The sequence below is a fragment of the Sphingomonas xinjiangensis genome (assembly GCF_014199255.1).
GTDB classification, from domain to species: domain Bacteria; phylum Pseudomonadota; class Alphaproteobacteria; order Sphingomonadales; family Sphingomonadaceae; genus Sphingomonas; species Sphingomonas xinjiangensis.
On sequence record NZ_JACIJF010000038.1, the window covers coordinates 1 to 12,516 of the forward strand.

The 12,516-nt window shown below is 61.4% G+C and carries 11 protein-coding genes and 1 pseudogene; 2 read left to right on the top strand and 10 right to left on the bottom strand.

The window, feature by feature from the left end:
* Nucleotides 1–171: 171 nt before the first annotated feature.
* From FHT02_RS20655 to FHT02_RS20670, 4 genes and pseudogenes are all read right to left on the bottom strand, one after another.
* Nucleotides 172–693: a hypothetical protein gene (locus FHT02_RS20655; RefSeq protein WP_343057028.1), complete on the bottom strand. Its 522-nt coding sequence runs from the start codon at nt 691–693 to the stop codon at nt 172–174.
* A 357-nt stretch (nt 694–1,050) separates the two neighbouring features.
* Nucleotides 1,051–2,190, bottom strand: a pseudogene (locus tag FHT02_RS20660) (methyl-accepting chemotaxis protein); the annotation flags it as partial.
* 391 nt (nt 2,191–2,581) lie between these two features.
* Nucleotides 2,582–2,791, bottom strand: a complete 210-nt coding sequence (locus FHT02_RS20665) for a DUF5818 domain-containing protein (protein WP_184092027.1) — start codon at nt 2,789–2,791, stop codon at nt 2,582–2,584.
* Nucleotides 2,792–4,310: 1,519 nt separating this feature from the next.
* Nucleotides 4,311–4,523: a hypothetical protein gene (locus tag FHT02_RS20670; RefSeq protein ID WP_184092029.1), complete on the bottom strand. Its 213-nt coding sequence runs from the start codon at nt 4,521–4,523 to the stop codon at nt 4,311–4,313.
* A gap of 264 nt (nt 4,524–4,787) precedes the next feature.
* On the opposite strand from FHT02_RS20670, the gene FHT02_RS20675 reads away from it, so the two are divergent.
* Together FHT02_RS20675 and FHT02_RS20680 are read left to right on the top strand one after the other, a co-directional pair.
* Complete coding sequence (locus tag FHT02_RS20675; protein ID WP_184092031.1) at nt 4,788–5,084, top strand: SEL1-like repeat protein; 297 nt, start codon at nt 4,788–4,790, stop codon at nt 5,082–5,084.
* 111 nt (nt 5,085–5,195) lie between these two features.
* The gene (locus FHT02_RS20680; protein WP_184092033.1) at nt 5,196–5,399 is read left to right on the top strand and encodes a hypothetical protein; all 204 of its coding nucleotides are present in this window, start codon (nt 5,196–5,198) and stop codon (nt 5,397–5,399) included.
* Nucleotides 5,400–5,409: 10 nt separating this feature from the next.
* On the opposite strand, the gene FHT02_RS20685 is transcribed toward FHT02_RS20680, so the two are convergent.
* The 6 genes from FHT02_RS20685 to FHT02_RS20710 form a co-directional block, all read right to left on the bottom strand.
* A complete protein-coding gene (locus FHT02_RS20685; protein ID WP_184092035.1) occupies nt 5,410–5,829 on the bottom strand; it encodes a hypothetical protein in 420 nt (139 codons plus the stop codon).
* Between the two features lie 611 nt (nt 5,830–6,440).
* Nucleotides 6,441–6,887, bottom strand: coding sequence for a hypothetical protein (locus FHT02_RS20690; RefSeq protein ID WP_184092038.1), 447 nt, complete (start codon nt 6,885–6,887; stop codon nt 6,441–6,443).
* The gene (locus FHT02_RS20695) at nt 6,884–7,093 is read right to left on the bottom strand and encodes a DUF5818 domain-containing protein (RefSeq protein ID WP_184092040.1); all 210 of its coding nucleotides are present in this window, start codon (nt 7,091–7,093) and stop codon (nt 6,884–6,886) included. The genes FHT02_RS20690 and FHT02_RS20695 overlap by 4 nt, the downstream gene beginning before the upstream one ends.
* A 397-nt stretch (nt 7,094–7,490) precedes the next feature.
* On the bottom strand, nt 7,491–7,769 hold the full coding sequence (locus tag FHT02_RS20700; RefSeq protein ID WP_184092042.1) for a hypothetical protein: 279 nt from the start codon (nt 7,767–7,769) through the stop codon (nt 7,491–7,493).
* A gap of 20 nt (nt 7,770–7,789) precedes the next feature.
* Nucleotides 7,790–10,915 (bottom strand): MobF family relaxase, encoded by a 3,126-nt coding sequence (gene mobF / locus FHT02_RS20705; RefSeq protein WP_184092044.1) that lies wholly within the window; start codon nt 10,913–10,915, stop codon nt 7,790–7,792.
* A gap of 3 nt (nt 10,916–10,918) precedes the next feature.
* On the bottom strand, nt 10,919–12,516 hold a 1,598-nt coding region (locus FHT02_RS20710), incomplete at its 5' end, for a type IV secretion system DNA-binding domain-containing protein (protein WP_184092046.1).

Below are 12,516 nucleotides of genomic sequence, written 5' to 3' on the forward strand. Positions count from 1 at the left end.
ATGTGGCGACGATAAGCCCGCCCCATCACGCACACAAGCCGTCAGGGCAGTCTATAGCAATCTCAGCCCAGAAGTTGCCGGGCCGCTTCCCACCAGACGTCGCCATAAAGCGGGCTTCCGGTGCGCCCCGAGAGCGGCCTCCGACGGTCGTCGCCAGACGCTTACTGCCCTCTACAGTGCTGTAATTCGTTCGCGGGTAATGCGCGGATCTTCATAGAGATCGCGCAGAGCGCGCAGGCGAAACGCATTCCACCAACGCTGCCATCGGTGCTCGGCGGCGTCATGGATCATGTGGCAGCGCTGGCACAGCGCCCTCAGGTTTGAGAGCGCGTTATTGCCTGGATCGTGGTCAAGGTGAGCGCAGGCCAGGACGACATAGGTAGTGCGGACGCTCGCAAGCGTGAAGCCGCCCTTGATCGCGATCCGCTTGCCTCGATCCGAACGCCAGCAGGCCGAGGCAGCATCCCACCAGCGGCCATCGCCGAGATGAGCGACATGGCGCAGATGTGGTCGGGCGCACTGCTCGCAGCGAGCGCCGGCCCGCTTGAACCTGATCGAGTCGGACAGCTGCTGCCAGTCGATCGGGAATAGCCAGCGGTTCTCGGGGCGTATCGGCATCCTGATTCTATGAGTTAGGAGGATCGCTAAGGAAAGCACATTCTTCCCTATTTGTTGCGGCTCCGTACCTCCCACGTTCTCACTTTTGTCCACAGTTTCAAGGTGGCCGGGCTTGACCGAAGGCCTGCGCTAACGGAACATTAGGGGAACAGGTTGAGTCTTAGAACTATGTCCGCCGCCCTCGATTCCGTCACGCCAAGCATAGCGCACCTGCGATCCATCGCTACGCCTGCGACCGACTATCGCGTGCTGCCCTTTGGGGTACGCGAGATCGACAGCCGGCTTGGTGCAGGGGGACTGCGCGCCGGAGCGTTGCACGAGGCGACCGCTCGGAGCGGGTCGCTCGTGGATGATGCGGCAACAACGCTGTTCCTGGCCGGCATTGCCGCGCGAGAGGCTGCAGCCACCGGTGCTCCTGTGCTGTGGGCGACCTTAGAAGCTTGCCCAATCATCGCCACCTGCGTGGGGTGAGATCGAGGCGGGCAGTGGCTTCACTGGGGACTTGTAACCAGCGCCGGCGGACCTCTTCGGTGCTGGTGCCACAGGTTGGAACGTCTTGGGCGCAGCTGCACCGCCGACGTTGAACTTGGCTGCCTGCTTGGCAAGAGTCGACACTTCGCCGGTCAGGTTACGCGCGGCGGCAGAGGTTTCCTCTACCATCGCCGCATTCTGCTGCGTCGACTGGTCCATGGTGCCGATAGCGACACTGATCTGGCTGATCGCGGTCGACTGCGCCTGGTTGTCGGCAGCCATCTGACCGAGCAGGCTATGCACCTCGGCCACATCGCCCGAAATGTTGGCCAATGCGCCGTCCACCTTCTGCACCATCTCGACGGCCGAAACGATGTCAGTCTGCGTTGCCGTCAGCTGCTCGCGAGCACGAGCTGCCTCCTCTTCCGAACGCATCGCCAGTGCCGAGACGAGATCAGCCACCACGGCGAACCCGCGGCCAGCTTCACCAGCTCGACCCGCTTCGACAGCCGCATTCATAGCAAGAACGCGAGTTTGGAATGCGATCTTGTCGAGGCCCTCAATGACGCTGTCGATGCCCTGTGCGCCGTCTGCGACGCGAGCCATCGCCTGCACTGCCTCATCAGCAATCGTGCGCCCCCCCTTGACGGTCGTGATCGCACCATCTGCACGCACCACAGTGCGGCTTGCTGCTTCTGCCGTGGCCTTAAGGCGGCCATCCATCTGCGTCACTGCAGCCGACGTTTCCTCGAGGCTAGCAGCATTGGCTTCGGTCCGGCGGGCCAAATCTTCCGACGCCTGGGCGATTTCCCCCGATCCCGTGCGTATCGCAGCCGTGCTTTCCGCCACGGACCCAATCAGGTCCCGTAGGCTTGCAAGCGCCTCGTTGAAGTTGCGCTTCAGCTCGGCATAGCCACCATGGAACTCGCTGCGGATGGTCGCGGTCAGGTCACCCTGCGATAGCTGCTCCAAAGCGCCCGCCAGCGTTTCCACGACCCGCTTCTGCTCGGCATCCGCTTCAGTCTTTTCTGCGTCTGCTGCCTCCTTGGCGACTGCGGCCTCACGGAACACGAGTACCGCCTTGGCCATACCCCCAACCTCAGCCTCCAAACGCCTGCCCAATATGCCGCTTGGCTGCGCAGCACTTTGCGGCGGCTAAATGCTACCTTCGTTCGGATCGAAAGATAGCCCTCGACGATCAACACCGAGCCGACGATGAACAGCAGCACGGAGAACAGCTTCACGAACCGAAGTGCGCTCATGTCGCTGAGGGCGAAGGTCGCCACGAGGACGAGGGTGAGCACCCCGTAGATTGTGTAGCCAAGGTCCAGCAGGCTGCGGAGGTGCGACACGCCCGCGTGGCGTATGCTCGGAACCCTGACGATCGGGCGATAGCAGGCGTTGCAGCTGCGCAGCCGAGTTTCAGGCGGCCAACCGAGCAGCGGCGACCGGCAACAGGGACACTGCGGCAGGCGGCGGCCGAACGGCGCGTTCATACCTGGCCGCTCTGGCAGTAGTACACCTCGATCGTTGACGGACCGCGCTTTATGCCCTCGATCGTCACTGAGCCTGCCAGATCCGTATCCGGAGCGGCGTCACCGATCAGCTTCCACCACATGCCGTCAGGAGCGCGCAGAAGCATACCGCGCTCGTTCGCCGCCAGCGTACCGGCAAGCCGCACGCGATCGTCAGCCTCGTTCATGCTTCCTGACTTCCTGTGGTGTCGTGGAAGGCACTATAGCATTCGGGAGCGCAGTGAACGAGGCGCCGACCACGACAAGTGGCCTGATAGCCGTCCATCATGACAGGCTGATGAGCAAGCCGGCTGCAGGGCTGGTTCGCTCGATCCTTGTACCCGCACGCTACGGCTAAAGGCTCCAGCTCGACCTCGCAGACAAGATCCGAGGTAGGTTCATCCAGTGGCTCCGGCTCAGCGAGCAGGTCTGCTTGCAGCTTCGGTTAACGGTGAGAGCCCTCTTCCCGGCGGCGAATTTCAGAGCGATAAGGTATGTTATGTAAAACGGGCAGCGTCTTTGACGAGCGGTTTCGTCAACGGCTCATCCCGCGCGCTCAAGTTCGGCTCCTCGTCGCCGTTCAGCGCTAAGGCCGCAGACCGCGTCTCAAAGATGCAGGCATCCTTCTCTGCTGGAGCGTTCCCCCACGAGAACGCGGAGCGATGCTGAGAGGCCTAACGCCATATCCGCGTCGCTAGTGCGGATAGCTGGTCAGAGGTCGCGTGCTGCCGCTTGCGATGCACTCGACCAATTCGTCGGCGATCAAAGGGGTTGCACTCTTCACTACGCCACTCCTGCTGAGCTGAGTGCCTTTAGTTCAAGCTGATTTCAAGGCTGTGACAACGCATCGGGAAGCTCCGCACAGCCACGTCCCAGAGCGCTCCCCCTTTCCTTTCTGAAGTTCTTGTCAGCGAAGCGTTAACCGGGTATTAATTTTTTAAACGGGGCGCGGCCCTGCGGATACCTCAAGTGTATCGTCCCGGAGAGGGTGACAGAACGGTATAGAGTCTACTCACTTCAGGAGGACTTATGCCCGATCATCGTGAGCTTGCGCAGATGACGCTCGTTGAGCTGCTTAGTGCAGCGAAGTTTTCAGACGCCTCCGGCGTTACCTCGGAGCTCCTGCGGCAAGAGATTACAAGACGTGCAGCGACACCGACCTCGCACCACGCAGCGCTTGCCTGAGCGCTAAAGCTTACCTCTGTCGGGGTGCTGGATTGGCTCGTCGGTGAGGTGATCTGCCAAACCCGTCAGCCCGGCCGGCTAGATAGAGCTCTGACCTACCGTGGTTCCGGTTCGCTGGTCGGTTCCACCTCGGGTAGGTTGCTATAGGCGGTTCGTCACTGGCGGGTCATCTACTGGGGGCGTAGAGTTGGCCGTTTGCGCCCTGAGGCATGAACTATCAGCCTCATCCCTCACAGACTTGAACCGATCTAAATTCCTTGCCTCGAGGTAAGCCGTCGCCAACTTCTGATGCTCTCGGCAGATCCCCGCGAGATCGTTTTGCTTTCGTGCCAGCTCCAACCGTTCTTCAGCATCGCCAAGGGCGTCGGAGCAGCCGGGGAGGACACCAAGGGCAGCTAGTCCGAGGCACGATGAGAACCTCATGCGACCTTCGTGTGGGGCGGGCCGCCGGATTGACGCGGATGTGGCCCCATCGCTCGCACCACTGCCATCCTTACCTAACGCCCCCTACCCTCGCCTACCTCAATCGTCCTTTCCGCCTGCTTCGTCATCGTCTACGGCGAGCGCCTCATCTTCATCATTGTTGAGCTGCTCGTCGATCGCATCGACGATTAGGTCAAGCTGTTCGTATTGCGCCGTGAATTCGAGCGTGTCGCCGTCTTCATCCTCAAGGTGCAGCTTGTACTCACCGTCTCCAGATGGCGTGATGGAGAACTGCGCCAATGTCTTCGCCATGTTTCGCTCCCTTGATTGAAATCGGCTAACCCCGCTGGAGGAGAATGGTTGCTTATTCGAAGGTGCATGCTCAGCCTCGTACCGGCTTAACGCCAGCACTCGATCTGCTGGCCCTCGCCTGCCAGGAAGTTTTAGCAGGTCGGTCGGCCCGCGTTTCCCCGCAAAACGCGCGAACTGCCTACGGAGAATCTACGTAAACGAGCGTTAACGATTTGTACCGTTCCAAGGTCGCAGAACGAGCCCGGCAATTACGGGAGTTCAGTCATGGGTAGCAGCGCCAAATCCGCCGAATTCCTGTACGAGAGCCGGCTCCAGGACGCAGCGGGCGGTGACCACGATGCTTCGCTCGACCTTGGCATGATCTTCTCGAGCGGCACCGATGGTGCGCAGTTGGATCTCATCGAAGCGCATAAGTGGTTCAACATCGCTGCTGTTCAGGGAAACGCAGCCGCCAAGGGTTGGCGCGCCGAGCTAGCACATGAAATGACGGCGTTGCAGATCAATGAGGCACAGAAGGCAGCCCGAGCTTGGCTGCACGGTGCTCAGCGGCACGCAACATGACGTCTCACGTCTAATCTGCGGTTTCGGAGCGCCTCACCGCGTGTGCAGACAATCCTTTGGCGGCGTCACAGCCGACTAGCCAGATCCCGCCCCCGCCCTTAGAGCGCCGCTATGGCGAAGAAGCGAATTCGCAAGCCTCATGATCCCGATCTGTTTGCAGATGCCGTCAATTACCGCACCGCCTATGGCGCACAGTGGCCAGATCTCGCACTAGCCCACCTCAAGCGGCTCTCAACTGACGTGGACCGAGTGACTTTCGATCGCTGGGTGGAGTTGATGAAGGTGATGATGCAGCTTGACGAGCCCAAACACTAGGCTCTCGGCCTTAGCAGGGCGACGTGAGCAGCTGCAGGCTGTTGCGCATCAGAACCTCTGGCGCGTGCAATGGAGCAGGCCGGCCACGGAGTTCATGAAGTTCAATCGTGCCATCCTTGAGGCCCACATACGCCGTGGCGTTAAAGCTCTCGATGGCGCGAGCAGCTTGCTCCCGCAAGCCAGGCGCCACTGAGCGAAGGCACTCCTCGGGGGTAGCCGCCTCGTCAGCCGTCCACCAATTGGACGCACTCGGGCGGGTGTAGTCGAAGTTATGCCCGATGATCTGCCCGGTGCTGTCATCACGCCAGACGACGCATCGTAGATCGTAACCCGCGTCGGCATCGTTGAAGATCCGGAACGATCCGTGGCACGAGGTCTCGTCCCAATCCAGCATGTCAGGATTCGAGATGATCTCTCCGATGGCCGACATGATGTTCCCTCTCCGGTGATGCTCAAATGTTCCGGCATCAATCCTGGATCATCACAGCAGTTCCCGGTTAACACTTCGTTAAGGATGTTCTTGCTTCGGGTCCGAGAGGCCGTCTCGCGAAGACTTTGTGCCGGTTCCTCAACGATCTGGCTGCGGGGAGCACAACTAAACGCAGACAGGTGAACCGAGGAGCTCGTTGAGCTCATTTGCCGCTTGCCGAGGAGAGTAAAGCTCCCAACGGGCTTCTTAGGAACAGCTTGGTGGAAAAGATGTCCTGGGCTCGGGATAAGCCGCGGCACTGCGCCGCCCACGTCGACTATCAACCGCTCGGCGTGCTTGCCATTGTCGTCGCTGCTAGCGGCTCGGCTCGATCTTCGAGGTGCGCGTAACCGGCATAGCCCTAGCGCCAGTTGCGGGCTCCGACTGAGACGTGAGGTGGCGATCGCCAGTGATATTCACGGCAGCGTTACCTCTCCTTGAGCATTGTACGCTTGGCTCGCCAGAGCGCCCTCTGAGCAGCCGCAACCGGTGGCGAGCCGCGCAGCACTACGAACTGCGCGGCTCGTTGCTACGGACTGCACGCGGTGCCTCAAAGCACGTGGTCGTGCGCGTTAGATCCCCAACCCGACCAGCATGAGGCACAGCGCCAGAACGCCCGCTGCCAACCTCCACACTCCAACCCAATATGCCGCTTGGCCGCGGATGATCCTACGACGGCCAAACGCCACCTTTGTTCGGATCGAGAGATACCCCTCAACGATCAACACCGAGCCGACGACGAATAGCAGCACGGAGAACAGCTTCGCGAAGCGGAGTGCGCTCATGTCGCTGAAGGCGAAGGTGGCGACGAGGATGAGGGTGAGCACCCCGTAAATCGTGAAGCCAAGATCCAGCAAACTGCAAAGGCGCGAGACGCCCGCATGGCGTATGCTCGGTACCCTGATAATCGGACGATAGCAGGCATTGCAGCTGCGCAGCCGAGTGTCAGGCGGCCATCCGAGCAGCGGTGAGCGGCAACAGGGACACTGCGGCAGGCGGCGGCCGAACGGCGCGTTCATGCCTGGACGCTCTGGCAGTAGTACACCTCGATCGTCGACGGGCCGCGTTTGATGCCCTCGATCGTCACCAAGCCTTCCAGATCCGCATCAGGGACGGCATCACCGATCAGCTTCCACCACATCCCGTCGGGAGCGCGCAGCAGCACACCGCGGTCGTTCGCCGCCAACGTACCGGCAAGCCGCACGCGATCGTCAGCCTCGTTCATGCTTCCTGACTTCCTGTGGTGTCGTGGAAGGCACTATAGCATTCGGGAGCGCAGTGAACGAGGCGCCGACCACGACAGGTAGCCTGATAGCCGTCCATAATGACAGGCTTATGCGCAAGCCGACTGCAGGGCTGGTTCGCTCGATCCTTGTACCCGCACGGGACGGCCAAAGGCTCCAGCTCCACCTCGCAGACAAGATCTGCGCTACGTTCGTCCAGCGGTTCCGGCTCAGCGAACAGATCAGCTTGCAGCTTCATTGCGCACCTCAATAAGAAAAGTGGGGCAGCGCTCGCCGAGGTACGTCTGACACCTCCAGCTCACACCGCCCTTCCCTCACCCCCTCTTCCTCACCTAGCACCGGGAGCCCTGCTGAGCGCTCGCGCCTGTAGTCGCGGTCTCAATGCCCATTAATCGGTCTCCCGACGCTCTGAGCCCGCCGCGCAATCGCACGAGCGTGAAGGATCCGCAGTTCCTGGGCGAAGTCCACGATGAGGTAGGAAAACTCGTCGGCAAGGTCCTTTTCGGCATCGCACTCAGGGGCGATCGAGGCAGCAGCGAGCACAAGGTGTGCAGCCGCGATCGGATGGGCCTCAATGAGGTGAAATGATTGGGTGCGGAAGTCATCAGCCAGATCGGCATCGGAGATCTCGCTTGTTCCACGCGGCTCGTCCGACAAAGGCTTACCCTTAATCTTGCTCACAGCTCGAGCCCCATGTTCTTCTCAGGCACAGGCAGCTGCCGGCCTTCTTTGGCCCCGCTGACGTTCACGCCCATGTCGTCGTGCTTCTTCGCCACGCCCATTTCGTCCGGCTTGGCGTAGCGAGCCGCGTCCTTGTCCGTGAACTCAGGCATGCGTGGCAAATTCGACAGGTCGTCGGCGCGCCCCATCCGCACCTCGCCGATGCCAACGCTGATGGTTGGGGTTGAAGCAGGCGAGCCGCCGCCGAGGCTCGAACCGGGTCCGTCGATGTTGAGGCGTCCGACCGTTTCGAGCGACGACGTTTTGATGCCGGTATTGCGGTCGAGCTGGCGAGAGACCTTCTCGGTGTCGTTCACAACGACGGTCAGCTCAGAGCGCACACGCGTCACTCCCACGTTGAAAAGCTGCTGATTGGCGAGGTTCGTCTCGGCGCTCGACATGGCGGTAATCGCCTTTTCGGCAGTCACGCCTTGGGCCATGTGCATGTTGAGCGAGTAAGCCAGGTCGATCCGCGACAGCATCGGATCTCCGTGCGGAAGGGTTAGCTGTTCCTTCCCTCCGGTCTCGACGGTGACTCCCTTGCTGTCGATCGTCAGCACGCGGGTGATCCCCGAACGATGAAGCTCTCGATCCTTGTCCTTGTCCGTCCAGCGAAGGATCTCGCCTTCGTGGATCCGTATGCTCTTGGGCGTGGATAGCTCGAGCCGGTCTATGGTGATCGTTGGATCGATCTTCTGCGGATCGATTTTCAGCTTGCGGCCATTCTGATCCAGCTCGACCATGCCGCTCGGCAGGACCCGCGAGACGTTGAACGTACCGCGGTGCAGCCTAAGCTCCGGGACCTTGCCGGTCACCTCAAGGATCTGACCAGCGGAGTAGTTCTTGGCATAGCGCAGTTCCTCGCGCGTCAGGTTCACGGGCTCGCGCACCGTCAGCGCAAGACCGTCGCCCTTGAGCGTGCCCTCGGCGGCAAGCCCCTCCTGAATGCGGTTGTTAATCGTGGCGCGAGCATCGCGGCCCGACGCGAACACGGCCGTGGCGGCGCGTTCCTCCTTCGAGAGCCCCAGCCACAGCTCGGCGGCATGAAGGGCAGGATTCTCGTTCTGCACTACCTTGTCACCAAGGACACGCAGCGCGTCGCTGGCTTTGCCGACATTAGCCAAGGCAGCGACCGTTCGGAGCGTGTCGGTCTTCTGGCGAAGGTTCTCGTTCATGTAGGCGACGGTGACGCCGCCTGCCTGCATCATCGAGAATGCCTTGCCCGCGTCGATCGAGGCGAGCTGCTTGCGGTCACCGACCAAAGCCAGCTTGTCGACGCCCAGCGCCTCGCTGCTTTGGATGAGCTTCAGCATATCGTTCGAGGACACCATCGACGCTTCGTCGACGGCCAGGATGGTGTTCTTCATCTCGGCGCGCTTGGCGACTGCTTCAGGGCTCTGCGTATCGGTGAGGAAGCGCTGGTTCTGCCAGATGAAGGAGGCGATCGTCTGCGCCTCGATGCCGGCACCTTCCTTCAGATCAGCGACCATCTTGGTCTGGAAGGCCAGGCCGTGAAGCGTCTTGCCGCCGCTCTCCGCCACGCGCGCGGCAGCTTCGAAGGTTTGAGCGACGGCCTGGAGCATCGTCGACTTACCGGCGCCGGCGACGCCCTGTATCGCCACCACCTTGTCCTGGCTCGATACGATCAAGGTGGCAGCGGCAAGTTGGCCCGGGTTCAGTTCGTGTTTAGCTGCCGCCTGCACGCGCTCTGGCGCCGCTGCAGCGGCAATGAGGGGCGTCGCCTGACCTTTGTTCGCCTCTACCCGCTCGAGGATCTTCTCCTCGGTCTGGAGTGCCTCGCGCGTCGTCACCACCGTGTAGCCCGCCTCACCCTGCCGGGTGGCGCCGGGGAGCAGCCTGCCTTGATTAACGAGCCGATCGATGCGCTGCGCGACGTGATCTATCGTCACGCCCTTCAGACCTAAGTCCAGGGCCGTCTTTGCAAGCCGATGAACGTCGAAGGCTGCTTCACGCTGCGAGTGGATCCGCACAGCGGAAGCAACCGCAAACTGCGCTCTGGCCGCCTCGGGAGACGCTGCAAGGCGTGCCACGCCCTTATCGACCAAGGGGTCTGGCGTTCGCGTAAGATTGCCGACGAACTCACGTGCGCCTTTCACGACCTCAGCCATGAAGGCATAGCCCCGCTCGATAGGGCCCGCTCCCTCGCGGCTCATTGCCGCCGCCATCGCTTTGTCGCGCAGGCTCTCGCCGTTGAAACCGAGGGCGGAAGCTTTCTCGCGCCAATCGGCGATCAGCTTTTCCCGGTCCTCGAGGCTGAGCTTCGGGTCGCGACTACGAGCGGTGATCGAGCGCATGCCTTGGCCGCTCTTGATGCCTAGCTCGCCGGCAATCTTCAGGATCTCGGCCCGACGCTGGCTGTTCACCTCCATTACGTCTTTCGGCACGCCGACGACTTCGAAGGTGCCGTGCTTCCCGCGGGTCTCGATCTGGTACCCGAGCTTCTCCATCTCGGCGCGAAGGAAGCCGTGGTAGATTGATCCAATCACCGTATTGTTGGACCAGATCTTGTCGGCGTGAAGCGCCTGCCACTTGCCGTCCGCGAGCTGGGTGAGATTCGCAACCAGCGCATGCACGTGGAGCTGCGGATCCAGTGCGCGGCTCGTGTCGTGCTGGACAAGGGCGTAGAGGAGGTTGCCGGTCTTTACCGGCACCTTCTTGCCGTCGACGTCCTTGCGGGTCTCAGCGAGGTTCTTCTCGATCCAGGCCATGGTTTGCCGGACCGCCTTGGTGTGTGCGCCTTCAGGTCCGAGGATGCGTTTGTCGCCGGCGACCAGCGCCATGATCGACACCGATTTCGGTGCGGAGAATGTCAGGTCATAACCTGGGCGGCGCCCCTCGTACTGGGCGACCTTCTCGCCCGATGCGAGTTCACCGTTCAGCACCTTGCCAAGGTCAGATTTGCTGACCTCGCCCGACACGCCAGCAGCCTCGGCGGCTGCACCTCCCCACTCGCTGTAATCGGCTGCGCTATCTTGGGTGTAGTATTCTGCGGTAGCGAAATCGTCTTTGCCGTAATAATCCGCCGCGCCGCCGGCGGATTTGATCGAGGCGATCGAATGCATGGCTTACATCCCCAACCCTTGATCGTCGTCAGGCTGGAAATCCTGCCGCAGTTCCTTGTAGGTTTGATCCTCGACCTCAGGCGCCTGAAGGTCAGTCGCATCGTGACTTTTGTCGCTAGCGGGACGCGGCGAAAACTCTTGGTCAGGCGATCGGCCAAGGTCCGCCTCATCATCATTATCGCCCTTCTCAGGCGCTGTGCGCGGTGCCGACGGATCCATTCGTTCCATGGCCTCACGCCCTGCGATCTGGTCCTCCTCGGTCTGCCCTTCGCTGGGTTGAGAGAGGATCCCTGCGGCTAATGCCGCCGCCTCGCTCTTCGGCTCTTCAACCTCCTCAACCAACTCGGGCGATCCATCACGCCCGCCGCCTTCTTCCCGATCAGAAGCCGACCCACTTCTTCCGCGCAATTCTTGGGCCGGCGGAGCCGGCGGGCGCTTCACAAAGCCCTCGGCAACAGTGGGGTAATGCTCCCACTGAAGCTGGATGCGCGCAGCCGGGAAACCGTCCGGGAACTTAACGAAGCCGTGCATCGATGGCAGGTTCGAGATGTCGTCAGGAATGACGAGCGGCTGGACCTCTTTGCGTGGGGTCAGGGTCGAAGCATCGCGGGTGTTATTATACCCGTAGCTGTACGCCTCATCCATCTGGCGGACCTCGCGGCTACCGATGTAAGTGCTGCACTGCTCGGCGGTCTCATAATTGGCCGCTGCGAGGATCAGTTTGGTCCGCGCGAGCGAGGACAGGTTGCGGGCATTTTCCTCGCCGTAAACCTGCACCAGCTTGTCGAAGGAGTGGAGGCCCAGGACCATCGCACCGCCAAAGTTACGGGCCGTCTGAAGGCCGCTCTCGATCGCCGGGAGGCGGTGCAAAGCGCCAAGCTCGTCGAAAATGAACCAGGTGCGCAGCGAGCGCGTGCGGGGCATCGACATGAGCGAGTAAATGGCGAGGTTGCTCCACAGCGTGAGCAGTGCCTTGTTCATTTCGAGATCGGTGTAATTCGAGGTGATGAAGAGGATCGAACCCGGCTTCTTGTCGCGCGTGATCCAGTCACGGATCGAGAACGGTTCGCCGTCATTTGGAAGGAAGCGGAGCCCCTGCGCGTTGGTGTTGAAAACGGCGCGGATAGACTCTGCCATGCGGGCAGCTTCCGGGGCCGTCAGGGGGTCCGCAATCGTCTTCGCAAGGTACTTGTGAACCTGCTTGAGATCGGCGGTCATCAGGTTCTCAGCCAGTGCCCGATTGGAGGTCTGCTTCTTCTCGATGAGCTTCATGCACATCTCGATGAAGAGGGTCCGAGCAGCCATCGCCCAGAAGGGCTCAGCAGAGCCGCCGTCAGAGGGGATTAGAGCCGCAGCAGCGGCGGTAAACTCGCTATAGGTCGTGCAGTCGTTGAAGATCGTCCAGGCCGGGCAACGTGCGTCGAGCGGGTTCAGGATCGTATCACGCGAGGGGTCGTAAAAGGCCTCAACGTAAGCGCCGGTGAGGTCGAACACGACGGCGCTGTTTTTGCGCTCCTGCATCTGCTTGATGAGCTTGCGCAACGCGGTGGTTTTACCCGCGCCGGTGGTGCCGATCAGCATCGTGTGGGACTGCTCAAGTC

Excerpts from the sequence above, each read along its gene's own strand:
- FHT02_RS20665 (WP_184092027.1), bottom strand. The coding sequence starts at position 2,791 with ATGAACGAGGCTGACGATCGCGTGCGGCTTGCCGGTACGCTGGCGGCG.
- FHT02_RS20670 (WP_184092029.1), bottom strand. The coding sequence starts at position 4,523 with ATGGCGAAGACATTGGCGCAGTTCTCCATCACGCCATCTGGAGACGGT.
- FHT02_RS20675 (WP_184092031.1), top strand. The coding sequence starts at position 4,788 with ATGGGTAGCAGCGCCAAATCCGCCGAATTCCTGTACGAGAGCCGGCTC.
- FHT02_RS20680 (WP_184092033.1), top strand. The coding sequence starts at position 5,196 with ATGGCGAAGAAGCGAATTCGCAAGCCTCATGATCCCGATCTGTTTGCA.
- FHT02_RS20685 (WP_184092035.1), bottom strand. The coding sequence starts at position 5,829 with ATGTCGGCCATCGGAGAGATCATCTCGAATCCTGACATGCTGGATTGG.
- FHT02_RS20690 (WP_184092038.1), bottom strand. The coding sequence starts at position 6,887 with ATGAACGCGCCGTTCGGCCGCCGCCTGCCGCAGTGTCCCTGTTGCCGC.
- FHT02_RS20695 (WP_184092040.1), bottom strand. The coding sequence starts at position 7,093 with ATGAACGAGGCTGACGATCGCGTGCGGCTTGCCGGTACGTTGGCGGCG.
- mobF (WP_184092044.1), bottom strand. The coding sequence starts at position 10,915 with ATGCATTCGATCGCCTCGATCAAATCCGCCGGCGGCGCGGCGGATTAT.